This window comes from Stenotrophomonas sp. 10L48, from assembly GCF_056395105.1.
This window is the reverse complement of sequence record NZ_JBFTIX010000002.1, coordinates 110,037-128,419: the sequence shown is the minus strand read 5'-3', so window position 1 is coordinate 128,419 and position 18,383 is coordinate 110,037. Positions and strand designations below refer to the sequence as shown.

Annotated in this window: 19 protein-coding genes; 5 read left to right on the top strand and 14 right to left on the bottom strand. The window is 67.8% G+C overall.

Annotated features, from left to right (window positions below):
- Positions 1–171: 171 nt before the first annotated feature.
- The 14 genes from AC1DCU_RS03980 to AC1DCU_RS03915 form a co-directional block, all read right to left on the bottom strand.
- Entirely contained in the window at positions 172–1,365 is a 1,194-nt protein-coding gene (locus AC1DCU_RS03980) for a substrate-binding domain-containing protein (protein WP_025874374.1), read from the bottom strand.
- Positions 1,366–1,620: 255 nt separating this feature from the next.
- On the bottom strand, positions 1,621–2,820 hold the full coding sequence (gene gspF, locus AC1DCU_RS03975) for a type II secretion system inner membrane protein GspF (protein ID WP_442251380.1): 1,200 nt from the start codon (positions 2,818–2,820) through the stop codon (positions 1,621–1,623).
- Between the two features lie 7 nt (positions 2,821–2,827).
- On the bottom strand, positions 2,828–4,270 hold the full coding sequence (gene gspE / locus AC1DCU_RS03970) for a type II secretion system ATPase GspE (protein WP_032974563.1): 1,443 nt from the start codon (positions 4,268–4,270) through the stop codon (positions 2,828–2,830).
- On the bottom strand, positions 4,267–6,642 hold the full coding sequence (gspD, locus tag AC1DCU_RS03965) for a type II secretion system secretin GspD (protein WP_032974562.1): 2,376 nt from the start codon (positions 6,640–6,642) through the stop codon (positions 4,267–4,269). The genes gspE and gspD overlap by 4 nt, the downstream gene beginning before the upstream one ends.
- Positions 6,639–7,166: a type II secretion system protein GspM gene (gene gspM / locus AC1DCU_RS03960; protein ID WP_032974561.1), complete on the bottom strand. Its 528-nt coding sequence runs from the start codon at positions 7,164–7,166 to the stop codon at positions 6,639–6,641. The genes gspD and gspM overlap by 4 nt, the downstream gene beginning before the upstream one ends.
- Positions 7,163–8,329, bottom strand: coding sequence for a type II secretion system protein GspL (gene gspL / locus AC1DCU_RS03955; protein WP_032974560.1), 1,167 nt, complete (start codon positions 8,327–8,329; stop codon positions 7,163–7,165). Before gspL ends, gspM begins: the two co-directional genes overlap by 4 nt.
- Positions 8,326–9,186 carry a type II secretion system minor pseudopilin GspK gene (gene gspK / locus AC1DCU_RS03950; protein ID WP_152543261.1) on the bottom strand — a complete coding sequence of 287 codons (861 nt, stop codon included), beginning with the start codon at positions 9,184–9,186 and terminating at the stop codon, positions 8,326–8,328. Before gspK ends, gspL begins: the two co-directional genes overlap by 4 nt.
- A 54-nt stretch (positions 9,187–9,240) precedes the next feature.
- Entirely contained in the window at positions 9,241–9,678 is a 438-nt protein-coding gene (gene gspG / locus AC1DCU_RS03945) for a type II secretion system major pseudopilin GspG (RefSeq protein WP_442251378.1), read from the bottom strand.
- A gap of 57 nt (positions 9,679–9,735) precedes the next feature.
- Positions 9,736–10,320, bottom strand: coding sequence for a hypothetical protein (locus tag AC1DCU_RS03940; RefSeq protein WP_032974555.1), 585 nt, complete (start codon positions 10,318–10,320; stop codon positions 9,736–9,738).
- 119 nt (positions 10,321–10,439) lie between these two features.
- On the bottom strand, positions 10,440–10,991 hold the full coding sequence (locus AC1DCU_RS03935) for a hypothetical protein (RefSeq protein WP_032974553.1): 552 nt from the start codon (positions 10,989–10,991) through the stop codon (positions 10,440–10,442).
- A gap of 53 nt (positions 10,992–11,044) precedes the next feature.
- A complete protein-coding gene (locus AC1DCU_RS03930) occupies positions 11,045–12,025 on the bottom strand; it encodes a FecR family protein (protein ID WP_032974552.1) in 981 nt (326 codons plus the stop codon).
- 69 nt (positions 12,026–12,094) lie between these two features.
- Positions 12,095–12,625 (bottom strand): RNA polymerase sigma factor, encoded by a 531-nt coding sequence (locus AC1DCU_RS03925; RefSeq protein WP_025874363.1) that lies wholly within the window; start codon positions 12,623–12,625, stop codon positions 12,095–12,097.
- Positions 12,626–12,641: 16 nt separating this feature from the next.
- Complete coding sequence (locus tag AC1DCU_RS03920; protein ID WP_032974850.1) at positions 12,642–13,322, bottom strand: STN domain-containing protein; 681 nt, start codon at positions 13,320–13,322, stop codon at positions 12,642–12,644.
- A 148-nt stretch (positions 13,323–13,470) separates the two neighbouring features.
- On the bottom strand, positions 13,471–13,935 hold the full coding sequence (locus tag AC1DCU_RS03915) for an Lrp/AsnC family transcriptional regulator (RefSeq protein ID WP_025874361.1): 465 nt from the start codon (positions 13,933–13,935) through the stop codon (positions 13,471–13,473).
- Between the two features lie 124 nt (positions 13,936–14,059).
- Here AC1DCU_RS03915 and AC1DCU_RS03910 point away from each other — a divergent pair, with 124 nt between their 5' ends.
- The 5 genes from AC1DCU_RS03910 to AC1DCU_RS03890 all read left to right on the top strand — a co-directional run bounded on the left by AC1DCU_RS03910 (position 14,060) and on the right by AC1DCU_RS03890 (position 18,151).
- The gene (locus AC1DCU_RS03910) at positions 14,060–14,794 is read left to right on the top strand and encodes an AzlC family ABC transporter permease (protein WP_032974550.1); all 735 of its coding nucleotides are present in this window, start codon (positions 14,060–14,062) and stop codon (positions 14,792–14,794) included.
- Positions 14,791–15,105 (top strand): AzlD family protein, encoded by a 315-nt coding sequence (locus AC1DCU_RS03905; protein WP_032951659.1) that lies wholly within the window; start codon positions 14,791–14,793, stop codon positions 15,103–15,105. Before AC1DCU_RS03910 ends, AC1DCU_RS03905 begins: the two co-directional genes overlap by 4 nt.
- Before the next feature lie 117 nt (positions 15,106–15,222).
- The gene (locus AC1DCU_RS03900; RefSeq protein WP_032974549.1) at positions 15,223–16,050 is read left to right on the top strand and encodes a hypothetical protein; all 828 of its coding nucleotides are present in this window, start codon (positions 15,223–15,225) and stop codon (positions 16,048–16,050) included.
- Positions 16,051–16,190: 140 nt separating this feature from the next.
- Positions 16,191–16,619 carry a PAS domain-containing protein gene (locus tag AC1DCU_RS03895; RefSeq protein WP_005409905.1) on the top strand — a complete coding sequence of 143 codons (429 nt, stop codon included), beginning with the start codon at positions 16,191–16,193 and terminating at the stop codon, positions 16,617–16,619.
- A complete protein-coding gene (locus tag AC1DCU_RS03890) occupies positions 16,616–18,151 on the top strand; it encodes a diflavin oxidoreductase (protein ID WP_442251376.1) in 1,536 nt (511 codons plus the stop codon). Before AC1DCU_RS03895 ends, AC1DCU_RS03890 begins: the two co-directional genes overlap by 4 nt.
- Positions 18,152–18,383 lie beyond the last annotated feature (232 nt).

Sequence of the window (18,383 nt, the reverse complement as noted above, 5' to 3'; positions counted from 1 at the left end):
CGCGTCGGCCGCGGCGAGTACGAAGGGGGCCTGCGTAACGCATGCCCTGCACCTGATAGACGGTGGCCGCGGCGTGAAGACGACAGCTCAGCGCGGATGCGGTGCCACCACGAAGGAAAGCGCCGGCATTTCGGCCGGCGCTTCGATCAGCAGGTGTTGCCTTGCAGACAGTTACAGCGGACGGCCGATGCTGGCGCAGGTGCTCGGGTTGTTCACGGCGCCAGCATTGCTGGCAGTCGCGAAGCGGGCACGGACCGCATCACGCCAGGCCTTGGTCAGCGGGATGAACTTGTGCGCGCGGATCGCGGCATCGTTCGGGCCCTGCTCGACGCCGGCGACCACGACACTGCCGTAATGGCGGGTCAGGAAGCCACGCACGTTGGCGCCGACAGTGGCGTTCTTGTAGCACTGGCCGAACACGAAGTTGGTGTAGCCAGCGATCGGGTAGCCCGCGCTCGGGTTGCCGAACACCGGCACCCAGTTGGCGGGATTTTCAGCAGCGGCGCCGGTCGGCGGCGCAGCGGTTTCCAGGGTCGCCTGCACGCTCACTTCATCCGGCGAGAAGGACTTGACCTTGGCCACCTTGGTGGCATCGGTCAGGCTCGGGATGACGTCCGGGCCAACGTAGCCGATGCGGCCGTCAACGGCGTACACCGCGTTGTACAGCGAGGTGCCACCGGTGGCCGGCGCGGCGATGAAGTTCGACGGCACGGTGGTGAACAGGTTGGCGAAGGTCGACTGCACCGAGAACGCCGGCACGCCGTTGGTCAGCTTCAGGGTGGTGCCGGAGACGTCCGCCGGCTGGCAGGCGCTGGTCAGGAAGCGGGCCAGCAGCTCGCTGGTACCGCTGCTCTCGCCACGGTAGACAACCTGCAGGGCACCGGTACGGCCCGAACCAGCCAGCTGGCTCCAGTCATTGATCTTGCCGGAGAAGATGCCGCAGATCTGGGTGACCGACAGATCAACCGCCGAACCGGCCTTGTTGAACGGGATGGTGACCGAGGTGGCGACCGACGGGATCTGCACCAGCGCGCCGAAGCGGTTGGCATCGCCGGCCACGTTGTAGGTGCTGTTGTAGGTGCTCAGCTCGGTGCTGCTCAGCACCGAGTCGCTGCCGGCGAAATGCACGGTACCGGTGGTCGAGAACAGCGCCGAGTTGTTTTCCAGGAAGGCCTTCTTGCCGGTGCCCGAACCGGTCACGGCGTAGCTGAAGTTGGCCGGCAGGATGCTGTCGGCCTGGCCCTTGTAGAGGTCGGCCGGCAGCGAAGCGCCGCCGCCGGTGACAGCGGTCTGGGCCGACGCGGCACCAGCAGTGGCGAGCAGCGCGGTAGCAACCAGCGCGGCCAGGGTCTTGTACTTGGTCATGATCTTCTCCTGAAGGGTTTACTGCGAAGGTGAAACACCAAGGGAGGAACGGTCACTACACGCCTGCTGCCGCCGAGGGCCTCCCAGCCCACTCTGCGGCGACAGGGACATGCTGGTCGCCGCCGATGACAGGCCGCTTAAGAAACCTGTGGAAGATCGAGAAAAGGTGTGGAGGATTGTGTGGAGAATCGAAAGCCTGCCGCGCTGCGCGCTCGCCGGGCATGGCGCGTCGCTACCCGTGATGCGCTTCGCGCATCACTGCACCAGCTGGTTCATTTCCATGATCGGCATCAGCACGGCCAGCACGATGGTCAGCACCACGCCCCCCATCACCAGGATCATCGTGGGCTCCAGCAATGCAGTGAGTGCCATCGCGCGGCGTTCAATCTCGCGTGAGATGGTCTGTGCAGCGCGGTCGAGCAACGGTGCCAAGGTACCGGTCTTCTCGCCACTGGCCACCAGATGCACCAGGATCGGCGGATACACTTTCTGCACCTTCAGCGCAGCGCCAAGCGAAGTACCTTCGCGCACGCGTGCGGCCACATCATCGGCACAGCGCGCCAGCAGCGCATTGCCCAGTGTCTGTCGTGCGGCGTCCAGTGCGCGCAGCAAGGGCACACCGGCATCAAGCAGGATCGCCAGTGTCGATGCGAAGCGTGCGCTGTTCACGCCCAGCACGAAGCGGCCCACCATCGGTACGCGCAGCAGCAGGCTGTCCCAGCGCAGGCGAAGATCCGGCCGCCGCAGCGCCAGCCGCCAGCCCACCACCAGCGCGCCGATACCGATCCCCGTCCATATGCCCCATGCGCGTACGAACGCACTGGCAGCCAGCATCACCTGGGTCAGCATCGGCAGCGTCTGGCGCGCCTGCACGAACGCAGTCACTACCTGGGGAACCACGTAGCTGAGCAGGAAGATCACGATCGCCACCGACACCAGGCTGATCGCCGCCGGGTAGATGAACGCCGTCAGCACCTTCGCCTGCAGCGCGTTGCGCTCTTCGATGTAGTCGGCCAGGCGCTCCATCACCCGCGCCAGATCGCCGGAATCCTCGCCGGCACCCACCAGGGCACGATAGATCGCGGGAAAGTCGCGCGGCCGCGCCGCCAGCGCCACGGTCAACCGTTGGCCGCCGCGCACATCGGCACGCACCGCAGTGAGTGCCTGCGCAACGTGCGGGCGTTCGGCCTGTTCGATCACGGCGCTCAATGCGCTTTCCAGCGGCAGGCTGGCGGCCAGCAGGCTGGCCAGTTGCCGCGTGGCCCAGGCCAGTTCGCTGGCCGACAGCCTGCGCGTGCCCCAGCCACTGCCAGCACTGCGTGCGGCTGATACCTGTACCGGTGTCAGCCCACGCCCGCGCAGTTGCTGGCGCACGCCGCGCGCGTTGTCGGCGTCCAGCTGTCCCTTCTCGATGCGCCCCTGCGCGTTGGCGGCCTGGTAGTCGAACAGTGCCATGCGCGCCTCAGTCGTCGCCGGTCACGCGCAGGATCTCCTCCAGCGTAGTCACCCCGCTGTCGACCCAGCGCTGCCCGTCCTGGCGCAGGGTGCGCATGCCGGCGCGCCGCGCGGCCTCGCGCAGCGCAGGTTCGCCCTGCCCTTCATGGATCAGTGCCCGCACGCGCTCATCCACCACGAACAGTTCGTGGATACCGGTGCGCCCGCGGTAGCCGCTGTTCGCACAGGCGGGGCAGCCTACGGCCCGCCACACGGTGCGGCCCTCGGCATCCACTTCGGCACGCCGGCACTGCAGGCACAGCCTGCGCACCAGCCGCTGCGCCAGCACGCCACGCAACGATGAGGCCAGCAGGAAAGGTTCCACGCCCATGTCCGCCAGTCGGGTCACCGCCGAAATCGCATCATTGGTATGCAGCGATGCCAGCACGCCGTGGCCGGTCAGCGACGACTGCACCGCGATCTGCGCCGTTTCCAGGTCACGGATCTCACCGATCATGATGGTGTCCGGATCCTGGCGCAGGATCGCGCGCAACGCCGTGCCGAAACTCATGCCGATGCGCGCGTTGACCTGGATCTGGCCGATGCCGGCGAAGTCGTACTCCACCGGGTCTTCCACCGTGAGGATGTTGCTGGTGCTGCTGTCGAGCTGCCCCAGTGCCGCATACAGCGATGTGGTCTTGCCGCTGCCGGTCGGCCCGGTCACCAGCACGATGCCATGCGGCTGGCGGATCAACCCGGTGAAGGTGGCCAGCGTATCGTCGGCCATGCCGAGGCGTTGCAGCTGCAACCGCCCGGCATCCTTTTCCAGCAGGCGCAGCACCGCCCGTTCGCCGTGCCCGGTGGGCACGGTGGAGACGCGGATATCCAGCGGCCGGCCACCCACGCGGATCGCAATGCGCCCATCCTGCGGCAGGCGCTTCTCGGCGATATCCAGGTGGGCCATGATCTTGATGCGCGAGACCAGCGCCGCGTGCAACGCACGTCGTGGCTGCACCATGTCACGCAGGGTGCCATCGACGCGGTAGCGCACCACCGAATGAGTTTCGAAAGGTTCGATGTGCAGATCGCTTGCACCGTCACGCGCGGCCTGTGCCAGCAGGGCGTTGATCATGCGGATCACCGGCGCGTCGTCCTGTGCATCCAGCAGATCGGTCACCTCGGGCATGTCCTGCATCAGCCGGTCGAGATCGACTTCACTTTCGGCCGCGCCGACCAGTGCAGCGGCATCGCCACCGTCACGATACTGCTCGCCCAACCGCTGCTGCCAGGCCGCCGCATCCAGCACCTGGAACGGCAGCGGCCCATGCCGGCGGCGCAGTTCGGCCACCGCCCAGGCGGCGGTCTCGGCAGTTCCCAGCAGAACCGGCGCGCCGCCTGCTTCGGCCAGCATCACGCCGTGGCTGCGCACCCAGGCATACGGCAGCGCTGGCGGCGGCGTGGCCATGCTCATGGGCCGATGACCAGTTCCGGGGTGTAGCCCAGCCCGCGCAGCTGCTGCAGCGCCGGGTCGAGCGTGGCCGGGTCGCGTGCCACCCGCACCCGCAGTCGCTGTCCGGTTTCGCCCGGCGTGGTTTCGGCATAGGCCTGCAGGCCAAGCGCGCGCACCTGTGCCACGGCCTGCGTGGCACGCGCTGCATCCAGCCCCTGCGCGAACTGCACCACCTGCACAGTGCCCTCGCTGGCCGGATACAACGCCGCAAGGCTGCCGTTCTGCAGCGGCTGGCCCTGTCCATCGCGCGCATTGCCCTGGCCGAGCACAGACAGGTCCTGCGGTGGCAGCTGCGGCGCCGACAGCGCCGGCAATGCCCAGCTCTGCACCGGCTGCGCGCCGGCCTGTGCATTGCGCATGTAGTCGTAGCGGTCGCGGGTCAGGCGCTGGCCGGCAGCCGGGTCACGCACCACGTGCGGGCGCAGGAACACCATCAGGTTGGTCTTGGCGCGCTTGCGGGTGTCACTGCGGAACAGTGCGCCCAGCACTGGAATCTTGCCCAGGCCCGGCACCGCATCACGGCCATGACTGACGCTGTCTTCCAGCAGGCCGCCCAGCACCATGATCTGGCCGTCATCGAGCAGCACGCTGGTGTCCAGCGCGCGCTTGTTGGTGATGATGCCGGCGCTGCCCGAGCTCTGCGCATCGATGCTGCTGACTTCCTGGTAGATGTCCAGCTTCACCGTGCCGCCCTCGGAAATCTGCGGGCGCACCCGCAGCTTCAGGCCCACGTCCTCGCGTTCGATGGTCTGGAACGGGTTGTTGCTGCCACCACCGCCATCGGTCACATAGCGGCCACTGACGAAGGGCACGGTCTGCCCGACCATGATGCTGGCCGCCTCGTTGTCCAGCGTCATCAGGTTCGGCGTGGAGAGGATGTTGGCGCCGCCTTTGCTCTGCAGTGCGTTGGCCAGCGCCTTCATGTTGAGGATCTGGCCCACGCCCGGCAGGTTGATCGTGCCGTCGATCACGCCGACGTTCAGCCCGTCCTTCGGCAGCACGTCGAGCGTGGTGCGCGCGGTGGTGTTCAGCCCACTACCACCGGTGGTGCCGCCGAAATGGGTGCCACCGAAGGTGCGGCCGTTGCCCAGCATCCATTGCACGCCCAGTTCGGCAGCGTCGGTCTGGTTGACCTCCACGATCAGGCTCTCCACCAGCACCTGCGCCCGACGCTGGTCCAGCTGGTCGATCACCCGCCGCAGGTTGCGGTACACCGGCTCCGGGGCAGAGATCAGCAAGGTGTTGGTGGCGATGTCGGCCTGCACCGAAATGCCGTTCTGGCTGAAGCCGGTGCTGCCGGCATCGGTCGGTTCGCGACGGCCGGGATCAAGCCGCGGCGATTCCAGCGCATTCCCTTTGTTCTTGCCCTGTGCAGGCTGCGGCGGCGGGCTGGCATTGCGGCTGGTCTCGCCCGGCAATGCAGTGATGCCGTCGCTGCTGCCCATTGCCGGCGCATCGCTCTGCCCTGCCACCACGCCCCGCAGCACCCCGGCCAGCTGCGTGGCCTGGGCGTTGCGCAGGTACACCACATGCAGGTTGCCGGACTCGTCCTGGGCCTTGTCCAGCTTCTCCACCAGCTGCCGCGCCAGGCGCGTGCGGCCCGGGCTGCTGGAACGCAGCAGCACGCTGTTGCTGCGCGGGTCGGCCATCACCACCACCTTCTGCGCCGGCTCCGCGCCCTGCGCATCCAGCAGCGGTGCGACCATCGCCGCCACGTCCACGGCAATGCCCTGCTGCAGCTTCACCACGTCGGTGTCCATGCCGGCCGGTGTATCCACGCTGGCGATGACCCGCGCGATGCGCTCCAGGTTGTCGGCGTAGTCGGTGATGACCAGCGTGTTGTTGCCGGGGTTCGCGGTGATCGGATTGTCCGCGGTGATCATCGGCCGCAGCACCGCCACCAGCGCTGCGGCACTCTCGTAGCGCAGGGAAAACGTGCGCGTGGCTATTTCGCCGCCCGCGCCACCGGCACCAACGCGGCCGCCCAGCAGCTTGGCATCCGCCTGCGGCACCACCCGGCTGACACCCCCGCTTTCAACCACGGCAAAACCGCGCATGCGCAATGCACCCAGCAGCAGCTGGTAAGCCTGCACACGGCTGACCGGCCCATCGGAGACCACGGTCATCTTGCCGCTCACCCGGGGGTCGACCAGGAACTGGCGGCCGGTGAAGCGTGCCGCCATGCGCAGCACCCCACCGATATCGGTGTCCACCAGGTTCAGCTGCACCGGTTCGCCATTGGCGTCCTGCGCCTGCACCGGCGCCGGAAGATGGGCCAGGCCCACCACCAGTGCCAATGCCGCGCTGCAGCCCAGGCTGCGCATCGCCTTCATGGATGGCCACCGCCCTGGGCGGCCATCACGATGTTTCCGGAAATCCGTGCCGCCGGCATGTTCGCGTCCCCTGTCCGTTGCAGTTGCAGTTGCTGCAGTTCGATGGCCGGGTCGGCCAGCAGAGGCAGCAGCCAGTTCCAGAGCGCATCGGCGGGCACACTGCGTACCTGCAGGTGCCAGCGCCCGTCGCGCGTTTCGATATGCAGGCTGCCCGCCAGGCCGGCAGCGGTGATCTGTTGGCGCAGGCCTGCAAGTGTCGGCCGCCGGCCTTGCGCCTGCTGCTGTTGTTCACGGGCGCGCAGCAGCGGTGCAAGTGCTGCCGCCTGCGCCTGCAGCCGTGGAAGCTCAGCCTGCCAATGGCTGCGCTGCTTAAGCAGCGGCTGCAGCCAGCCCAGCCACAGTGCGGCCGCCGCTATCGCCACAGCCATCAACAGCAGCATCGCGCGCTCGCGCGCCGCCAGCCGCTGCCAACGCTGCGACAGTCCGCGCACGACGCCCGCCGGCCGTAGTTCCGATGCGGTCACGGAGCAGTCCCGCTGCTGATCCGCAAGCGGCCACCGGCTTCGTGCGCAAGCTGCAACCCCTGTGCCTGCATCGCCTGCTGCCAGCGCTCCAGCCGTTGCGCGTCCTCGGCCAAGGCTTGCGCGTCGGCATCCAGCTCCATCTCCAGCTGGCCCGGCTGATAGCGCAGGCTGCGGACCTGGCCAGCCAACTCGGGGATGGCCTGCAGCACGCTGGCAACCTGCTGCTGCACGGCGGGAAGTGCCCGTGGCACTGCCGGCACCGCCAGTGCCCGCCGCGCCTGCACCACCGGATCGACCACATCGTGGATCTCGGGGAAGTGCGTGCTGAACTGCCGCGCCATGTCATGCTGCAGGGCTTCACCCTCGCTGTGCCAGCGCGACACCTGCAGTTGCAGGCCCAGTGCAGCCAGCACCGCCGCCGCCAGCGCAAGACCGATAGCCAGGCGTGGCGCACCTGCACCCGAGGCCGGCAACGGCAGTGACCAGCCAGGCAGCGGACCGCTGCACTGCACCGCCTGCGTCAGCACGCTGGCCGGCAGACGCTCGGCCCAAGCGGGCGGCACGGCATCGATCCACTGCACTGCCTGCACCCCGGCCTGCTGCAGGCGCACGGCCAGCACCTGCATCACCGAGGCCAGGTCACGCCCACCGCACCACTGCACGAAGCCACGATCACGGCCACAGCGGACCAGCACCTGATCACCACACAGCTGCAGGGTGGCCTGCCCGACCGCCCACGGCAGCAGCAAGGGCGTTGGGTGCAGCGCCTGCAACTGCAGCCCGCACTCCTGCAGCTGCTGCTGTACGCGCGCAATCGCCTGCAGGCCAAGCCACGCCACCGCCACCGTGCCATCGGCCGCCTGGGTGCCATGGCCCAGCGCCACCTCCTGCAGATCATCCAGCAGCATCGCTTCCACTTCACCCTGCAGGGCCGCCTGCAGGCGTCGCCCGGGCAGCGGCGGCAGCTGCAGCTCAAGCAGGATCAGGTCCTGCGGATCAAGGCTCGCATGCACCCTCGCCTGCGGAAAGCGCTGGCCCAGCGTCGACAGAGGGTCGCTTCCCGTGGCCAGCACGCGGTCCTTGTGCAGCTGCGACCACTCCACCGCGCTGTCCCCATCCAATCGTTCCAGCGCCGGCAGGCGCACTCTCAGCTGCAGGCTCATGCACCGATCCTTGTCCATACCCGTTGCACACGCACGCTGTCGTCACGGTACTCGCGCCAGATCAATGCGCGGAAATCCACCGATGCGCCGTCTGCCTGTACCTGGCCTACCGCCAGGAACCACTCGCTGTGGATACCCAGCGGCATCAGCGCCATCTGTTCGTTGCTCAGCTGCAGCCGGTTGGCGATGTCCCCGCGGTTGAGCAGCCAGTGGCCACGATCGCGCTCGCCCAGCAGCGCCTGCAGGCGCCCGGCATCCACCCCCGGTGCAACCGCCTGCAGTACGGCGATATCACCTGTATTGGCGTTGACCAGGGTCTGCGCTGGCAGCACCACCGTACGCCGCGCCAGTGCCTGTATCGCCACCGGATCAGCGCCTGCCAGCACCTGTTCAATCAGCGACTCACGCGGCAACGGTGCCCGCGCCTGCCGATCGCCATCGCGCAGGCGCGACTGGACCTGCGTTGCGGCGCTGGCACAGGCCGCGCGGGGCAGCCCCTGCCCCACACACAGCGAAGTGAACGCACGCAGTGCCTCTGCGGCAGGCTGGCCGTCAGCCAGCAGCGTGCGCAGGTTGAACCTCGACTGCGCGTCCACCAGCTGCAGGTGCACCGGCAGCGGCGCCTGCAGCTGCACCGGCCGCGCCCAGCGCCCGTTGCCAACGGTAGTCAACTGCTCGCGCGCGTCGTCACGCAACTGCTGCGCCGCGCGTTCCAGCGTGACGTCCACTGCCATGCGTACCTGCATGCGCAGCTGGTCGCTGCGTACCGCACGCAGCTGTGCGGCCTGCCGGGTCAGCAGCGCAGTGGCGATCACCGCCACCAGTGCCACCACCAGCATCGCCACGATCACCGCCATGCCCTGCTGGCGGGTAAACGCACCTGGAATGTTCCGGCGTGCCATTGTCCGGCCTCACAACTGCCAGGAGCCGATGTCCGCGTTGCCGGCCTCACCGCCGGGCTTGCTGTCGGCCCCCAGCGAGAACACGTCGATATCGCCGTGCGTGCCGGGGTTCTGGTACTGGTAGGGGTGCCCCCACGGGTCATCCGGCAGGCGGTCGAGGTACGGCGTGACCGGCATCGCGCCGCTGCCCTGCGGCGGTCTCAGCAGCGCCTGCAGCCCCTGCCCGGCACTGGGGTAACGCCCATTGTCCAGCCGGTACAGCTTCATGGCCTGCATCAGTGCGGCGATGTCCTGGCGTGCCGCCACCACGCGGGCCTGGTCGGGGCGATCCATCAGGCGGGGCACGATCAGTGCAGCCAGAATGCCGATGATGACCACCACCACCATGATCTCGATCAGGCTGAAGCCCTGCTGCCGAGCCCTGCGACCACCCATCTGCATTGCCATTGTTCCGCCCTCATCATCCTGGAAGAGACCGCCGCCCCATGGTCAGCGGCGCATGTGTCAGTACGATAAACATCCTGCGGAAATCGGCCGTTCCTGCAGCCGATCACCCACACGGCGCGCATTCCCCACGCAGGCAGCGTCCACCAGCGACGACGGAACGCGCGCAAGCGTTTCCTCCACGCAGCGCTGCAGCACTGGCGCGGCACACGCCTGCAGCAGGCGCATGCACTGCAGGGGCGACCAGGCCATGCCATGATCGAAGCCGATGAACTGCCGGTACACCTGGTGATAGCGAAGATCGTCGTGCAGGCGCTGCACGCTGCCAGGGGCGCACAGCGCGATCAGCAGCACCGCACGTTGCACCATGCGCATCTCCGCGCTCTCCTGCGCAAGCGTGGCCAAGGCCGCTTCAGGCCACGGCTGCAGGCATGCGTCCAGCGCCTGCCGCAGCAGCATCAACGGATGGCCGCTGACATCCAGCGCTGACCACCTTGCCGCATCGGCCCAGGCATCGCTGGACAGCATCCACACCCACGGCTGCCCATAGCGCTGCACATTCACTGGGGCGTGCCGCGCCTGCTCCAGCGACTGGCTCAGGTGGCGGTCCAGCTCCAGCATGCTGATCCTGCGACTGTCGTTCATCGGCGTCGCCTGCGCTCCGCGACGCGGGAGCGTCGTACTCTGCAGAAGACGTCAGCAAGGCAGCCGAAGCGACAGCACGAATGCGATGTTGAGCAGTGCGTGGCAGCATCGCGGGAATGTCACCGCAACGTCATCCTCCTGCAGGCTTGCAGGTCCAGGCGCGGCGCCTCTCCGCCACACCGCCGGGCCAGCACGACAACGTCGCTGCGCTGCGCGAATGCCGCCAGCGCGTGCATCGCGTCCGCGTCATCCAGCAGCGCCGCCGTCGCCGCCGGCAGCAGTGGCAGCTGCCATCCCTCCATCTGTGCATCGCTGGCGGCCACGAACCAGTGCCACAACCGGTGGTAGCGCACGTGATCGTGAAGTGCCGCCAGACCCTCGATGCCGTGCATGGCCATCAGCAACAAGGCACGTGCCAGTGCAGCAGCAGGCAGCATTCCCGATTCCGAAAGTGGCAGCGCCTGCCGCTGCAACCGCAGCAGCATCGCCAACGGATGGTCCTGTGGCTCGAACTCCAGCAGCACCGCCTGCTGCCGCCACTGCGGGTCGGACACCACGCATACCCACGGCGCGCCATAGCGGTGCACCATCAGCGGCCGCCGCTGGGTGGTTTCCAGCAGCGCCGACAGATTGCGGCGCAGATCCAACACACCGATGGTCTCGTTGCGCATCCTTGGCCTCTCCATGCATGCAGCGGGCGTGCGCGTCGCGCGCAGCCAGGGTCTTACCCCAAGACGGCAATTCCACCGGGAAAGCGACGCAGGCCGAGTGACAGCGTCTGCCCGAGCTGCTCCAGTGCGGCATCCGGATCATCAATGCGGAAGCGACCACTGACCGGCGCCCGCGCCAATGCGGATTCGCCCAGCAGCACCTTGCCGCGCCGGTAGCGGTTGATCTCGGCCACCACCTCACGCAGTGGCGCGCGGCGGAACACCAGCATGCCTTCGGTCCAGGCGCTGACTTCGGCCGCCACGGCTTCGGCCACCACGCCACTGAGGCGCTCGTCATACACCGTCTGCTGGCCGGCCTGCAGCTGCAGGCGACCTTGCGGATGCTCGATGCGCACGCTGCCGCGCAGGCAGGTCACGCGCACCTGGCCGTCGGTGTTGCGCACATCCAGGCGTGCTGCGCCCTCGTCGGCCACCAGGCAACCCGGCCCGGCGAACAGCGCCAGGCGCGCTCCCGCAGCGGCCTCGATCGCCGCCTGTCCCTGCACCAGCTCGAAGCCTTCACCCTCGGCATCACTGCGCCGGCGCAGGCTGCTCTGCGTATCCAGCTCGATCTTCACGTGCGGCGTCGGCGCAATCTGCAGCCGCTCGCCGGTACCGGTATGGAAATCGGCGGTCATCGCCGTCACCGAAGGCCACAGGCCCAGTGGCGGGTGCAGCGCAGCCACCACGGCCAGGCTCGCCGGCGCTGCCACAGCCGCACCCAGGAATGCACGCCGGCTCCAGCGTTGTGCCGGGGTTGCCGCTTGCGGCTGTCGTGCGGCGGCAGGCAGCTGCTCACCGGCCAGGCGTACCTGCTCCCATTGCCGTTTCGCGCGCGCAAAGGCGTGCCGATGGCCGGGATCGGCCTCGCACCATTGGCGGAATTTCCTGGCATCGGCCGCAGTGGCTTCGCCCGAGGTCAACCGTACCACCCACGCGTGGGCCTGGCGCTCCACGGCGTCGAGCGGGCGGTGCGGTTGGTCGTCAGCGTCCATGAGGGCTCTTGCCGTCCCCGCACGCTGCGGGGTTCTGCTCGGCGTCAAAGTGTAGACGGATGCCGTGCCTCAGAACCGCACCTGCCGTCCCTGCCCGCTGCGTTCGGCCAGATAATCCTGTGCGGCTTTCAGCTCACGCTGCACCAGCCGCAACGACACGCCCAGGTGCTCGGCCACATCGCGCTGCTGCAGGCCGTCCACGCGGATCGCCAGCAGTATCCGGCGGCGGCGCTCGGGCATCCGCTGCAGCAGGCCGACCATGTCTTCCAGCGCCATCTCCTGCTCGGCCGCCTGTGCCGGCCCCGGGCCGGGATCGGCCATGTCCATCAACGTATCCACTTCTTCCAGGCTCAGCAGGCGATGGTCGGCGCGCTGGCGGTCGATCACGGTGTTCATCGCCATGCGCAGCAGGTACGCCGCTGGGTTCTGTACCGGGTCCAGGCGATCGCGACGCGTGCTCAGGCGCATCCAGGTGTCCTGCAGCGCGTCGCCGGCCAGCTCTTCCGAGCCCAGCTTGCGCACCAGGCGGCGCTTCAGTTCGTCGTACGCGCCCAGCAGATGGTCCATCAGGTCTACCGCCCCAGCCGTGCTGTTGCTCATGTTCGATTCCTTGACGTCATGGTTGGGGCGGGCGCCGGCCACAGTCGTGGCCCGCGCTGGAAGGACGGATCTGCAGGGTCACCGGCTGCGGCAGCGCGGCAGCATCGGCGTCCAGCCGCAGCGCCTGCATCGCCTGCAGAAGACGCGCATCGCGGCGGGTGCTGCCGCTGCCGGCAAGCAGTTCGGGTTCCTGCACCTGGCCGTCGTTGGCAATGCGGAAGCGCAGCGTCGCCGCATAGGCGCCCGGTGCAAGGTCAGGGTCGCCACAGAACGCAGTGCGCAGCCGCTGCTGCAGGTCGCCGAAGCGGCGACGCTGCCCGAGGTCGTTGGCCACACCGGTCGCAGAGGCCTCGGCAGCGGCGCGTGCGGCGCGGCGCAGGACCACGCGCTGCGCGCCGATCAGCTCGGCCTCGACACCCGTATCCTGCAGCACCACCTGCAGCGCCTGCAGTGGCGGCAGGCTGGCCTGCAGCGGATGGCTGCTGCGGCCCGTGCCGAGGTCGCCGGGATACATCACCGACCAGCCGCTGACGACGCTGAAGCGCTCGACCGCCTGTTCCAGCGGCTGCGCGGGAATGTCATAGGCGCGGATGTCGTCCTGTGCGGCGGCAGCGAAGGCGAACAGCAACCCGGCGGCGGCCGCCACCCTCCAACGTCTGATCGCATGCTGTCCATTCAGCCCCCTGACGTAGAACACATGACCCTCGGCAGCGACATCAGCTGCAGCGGCGAAGCGCGGTGCGACCAGGCGGGTCGACCTGCGCACGGCCGGCAAGCGGGTCAAACCGTAGCGGCGTCACGTGTCATTGCGATGACGGCGGCGCGCAGGGGACGCGCCGGGCCGTTCAGACCGGCAGTTCAGTGGTCTGCTTGATCCGCTGCATGGGGATTTCGGTCTTGGTGTTCTGCACCCCGGCGATCCGGTTGAGGTGCTGTATCTGGAACTGCCGGTACGCATCAAGGTCGGCCACCGCCACCCGCAGCAGGAAGTCGCAGTCGCCCGCCATCAGATGGCATTCAAGCACTTCCGGGAAGGACTTGATGCTGTTGATGAAGTGGTTGGTGGTGTCTTCGTCCTGGCCACGCAGCCACACGCGGACGAACACCGTGAACCCACGCCCGATCCTCGCCGCGTTGAGCAGGGCCACGTAGCGATCGATGTAGCCGCCCTCTTCCAGCAGGCGGACCCGGCGCAGACAGGCGGACGGCGACAGCCCCACCTGTCGCGAAAGCTCCAGGTTCTGCAGGCGACCATCGCGCTGCAGGGCGTCGAGGATGCGGCGATCCAGGTTGTCGAGCTGGTACTGCATGAAATTTCACCCATCAGGCTGATGGCCGCATGATATTCCACATTCCGTCGGCTCAATGGCATCAACGCAACCCGATTTCGTGATCGGACCGTTAGCATGGGCCACCCCCACCCGTTGTTGATCCATGGACGCCCGAACCACCCTGCCCCTGCCTGATCCCGCGTGCGACACCGCACCGCGCGCCGAATTCCTGCGCGGCCTGCGCGCCGCCGTGCCGGTGATGATCGGCTTCATTCCTTTCGCCCTGGTGCTCGGTGCCCAGGCCGCCCAGAAGGGCCTGTCGGTGCTGGAAGTGCCGCTGATGACCGGCCTCAACTTTGCCGGTGGCTCTGAATTCGCCGCGGTCGAACTGTGGACTTCGCCGCCACACATCGCGCTGATCGTAGCGATCACCGCGCTGGTCAACAGCCGCCACCTGTTGATGGGTGCCAGCCTGGCGCCGTTGCTGCAGCACCTGCCGCGCCGTCGCGTGCTGCCGGCGCTGTTCTTCATGTGCGATGAAAGCTGGGCACTGGGCGTGGCCGATGCGCGCCGTCGCGCACTGGGCTTCAGCCTGTCCTACTACCTCGGCGTGTCGGCCGGCCTGTACACCGTGTGGGTACTGTGCACCGCGCTGGGCGCGATCGTCGGCCCACTGCTCGGTGACATCCACGCCTATGGCTTCGACATGGCCTTCCCCGCCGTGTTCCTGGTGTTGCTGCGTGGCATGTGGCAAGGCATGCGCGCCGCCCGGCCATGGCTGGTCAGCCTGGTGGTGGCAGCGGGCACCTACCTGCTGGTGCCCGGCGCCTGGTACGTCGCCAGCGGCGCGCTGGCCGGTCTGGCCGCTGCGTGGCTGCTGGCCGAGGACGCCGCATGATCTTCAACGGCCTGATCCACTGGACCTCGGTGCTGACCATCATCCTGATGGCCGCCGCCACCTATCTCACCCGCATCATCGGTTTCCTCGCGCTGCGCAACCGCACCCTGGGCAAGCGCGCGGTGACGGTGATGGAAGCCGCCCCGGGCTGCGTGCTGATCTCGGTGATCGCCCCGGACTTCGTGGCCGACAAGCCGGCCGACCTGGCTGCACTGGCGATCACGTTGCTTGCGGCCACGCGGCTGTCGATGCTGCCGACGGTGCTGATCGGCGTGGTATCGGCGGGTGTGCTGCGGTATGTGATGGGGTGAGCGCCAGAGGACAACCGGCGCCGACCATCGGCTTCCCTATGCAACACGTCTGATTGTGCGTGCGCCGGGGCGTCTGCAAGGATGCATCCACCGCCTTGGAAGGGTGATCTCCTGCAGATGGAATCCTGGTTGCGGCACGCCACGGGCGCAGCAGCGCTGCTGCTCTGCGCCAGTGCGTGCAATACCCTCGATATTCCCCCGCGAGATAGTGTCGGCGCGGACGGAGGGTTTGCCACGCGCCTGCGCGGAGCGCCCTTGCAGCTGAGCGTTGGCACCGCATCGGTACTGCGCGGCCAGGAGAGTTCCGAGCAGACGACGCACTCGCACACTTGCCAACGGGAAACAATCGAAGTGATGGTGCGCTGGGTCGAACCCAGCCTATCCACTGACCAGGCCGTGATTCTATGCACTGCCGCCGCGCACGCCGCGAGACAACCGCTCCATGCCGCAGGCCTGAACGATACACCGGTCCGCTACCAGGTCACGATCGTCAGCGACGGCGGCGGCATCTGGCAACAACCTGCCAGACCAGTCCGACCAGAACTGGTGGTGGCGTTCTGGTTTCCCGCTGGCGACGACGCTGCTGCACTGCGTGCGCGCGTAATCTCCACCACCGCGCACGAGTTCCACCATATCGCCACCGCGATGGCAGGCCAGCGCCGATGGGGAGCGCACCGGGAACCGGAGGCCTACCTCGCCGGGGCATGCGCGCTGCTGGCGATTGAACGTGAGCTTCGGCGCGAGCAGCTACCTGGCCGCCATGATCCCCGCGCTGACAGCCTGCTGCCGGCGGCTGCACAGCGCTCTGGAAATGCCGGCAACGCGATGGGCCAGTCGTTGCAGGCATTCTTCAGCGGGGATCGTATCCAACGCGATGACGAAGAAGGGCGCGCACTGCTACGGCACTGCCACCACACCATCGGATTCCCCGCCATCGCCCACTAGCGCCGCCCCTCCCTGCGACAGCCGGTCGCAGCCCCCTCCGGGCACACGCTTGACCTATATCAATCCGCCCCACGCCACGGGCGCGTATCTCTATGCAGGAACCCAATACGCCGGCGTCACCGGCATCCAAAGGACCTGCGATGAGCTACACCCCCGACAACGCCCAGCTGCTCAACGCCATGCAGAACGTGATGGTGATTTCCACCACCGACCTGCAGGGCAACATCACCTATGCCAACGACCTGTTCTGCACGCTCACCGGGTTCGCGCGCGAGGAACTGATCGGCCAGCCGCACAGCATCGTCCGCCATCCTGACGTACCCAAGGCCGTCTACAAGGACATGTGGGACACCATCAAGGCCGGCAAGACCTGGACCGGCATCGTCCCCAACCTTGGCAAGGGCGGCGTGCTCTACGTGGTCGACACCACCGTGCAGCCACTGTTCGACGCCGATGGCAACATCACCTCGTACATCAGCATCCGCCGCGTGGTGAACGACCTGATGCAGAACTACGACCTTGTCGAGTTCAGCAAGGAAAAGTTCGACGACTTCTACGAGGCTGCGTGAACGCCATCCCCACACGCAGGCCCATCAGCCGGCTGCTGGTGGGTTTCGCCTCCGAGTCGGGCAACGCCCGCGCCCTGGCCCAACGCCTGGGCGCGGACCCGGAACTGCAGCCGCATGGACCGCAGGTCCTGCCGTTCAATGACATCGATGTGGCCGGCCTCGGCCACGGCGATGTGCTGCTGGCCATCTCCAGCTCGTTCGGCGACGGCGAGCCACCGGCCAATGGCGAGCGCTTCTTCGAGTCGCTGCGACAGGCGCCCGCCCTGCCCGGACTGCGCTACGCGGTGTTCGGCCTGGGGGATACCGGCTACCCCAGCTTCTGCGGTTTCACCAAGGCGCTGGATGCAGCGTTGAGTGATCGTCAGGCGCAGCCACTACTGCACCGTGTCGACGCCGACCTCGGCTACGAACAGTTCTTCCAGCAGTGGCGGCCGGTGCTGGGCCAGGTACTGGACGGTGATGCGACCGCCGGCCAGGATCTGCGCCTGCAGGTGACGGCTTACGGCGAAGACAACGCGTTCGCCGCCGGCATTGTCGAACGGCGCCGACTGAATCACAGCACCCCCGCCGCCTGGCACCTGCAGCTGGACATCGCGGGCAGCGGCATGGCCTACCGGGCCGGCGACACCCTGCATCTGATTGCAGAAAACGATCCTGCGCTGCTGCAGGCTCTGGCCAGCTGGTATGGCGATTCCAGCGCCGTCGACGCGCTGCGCGACCGCGAACTGCGCCTGCTCAGCAAGGGCGTACTGCGCGAACTGGCCAGGCTGGGGGGTAGCGACGTACTGAAAAGCCTGCTGAAGATCAGCCAGAAACGCGAACTCGACGCCTACCTGCATGGCTTGGACCTGCTGGACGTGCTGCAGGACCACGCCACCCCGCAGTCGGTTCCGCTGGCGCGATTGCGCGAGCTGCTATCACCCTGCCTGCCGCGCGCCTACTCGATTGCCTCGCATCCGCGCGATGACCAGCTGAGCCTGTGTGTACGCGAAGTGCGCTACACCCTGCGTGGCCGCGAACGCTTCGGCACCGCCACCGGCAGCCTGCTGCAAGGCGGCGACACGGCGCGTGTGTACTGCCGCTCCAATCCGGGCTTCCACCTGCCCGAAGGCGACAACGCACCTCTGCTGCTGGTGGGCACCGGTACCGGCATCGCGCCGCTGATGGGCCTGATGCAGGAACTGCAGGCAACCGGCGATGCGCGGGAGGTCCATCTGGTGTTCGGCGAGAAGCACCGCGAGCATGACTTCCTGTACCGCGAGCAGTTGCAGGACTGGCAGGCGCGTGGCGTACTGGCCAGCCTGCACACGGCGTTCTCGCGCGATGCTGCGCAGAAGGTCTATGTGCAGCATGTGTTGCAGCAGCAGGCCACGCAGATGCGGGAAGTGCTGGCCCGTGGCGGCCACATCTACCTGTGTGGCAACAAGAGCCACCTGGAAGGTGCGATGCGCGAAGCCATCGACGCGATCGGCGGCGAAGGCCATTGGGATGCCCTGCGCGGTGAGGGCCGCACCCACTGCGAGCTGTATTGAACCGTCCCTACGACGCTGCCGGCCAGCGGCCGGCACTACCCGCGTGGATGCACAGCGCGCCAGGATATGGCTCGCCAAGACCGCCGCGTATCAACCATCGACGACGCGCCCGTCCACCACGCGCGCCACCTGCTGGCCGAACACCGCCACATCCTGATTTGAACCGTCCCTCGGGTAGTGCCGGCCGCTGGCCGGCTGCTCTTCGCACTACGGCGCTGCCGGCCAGCGGCCG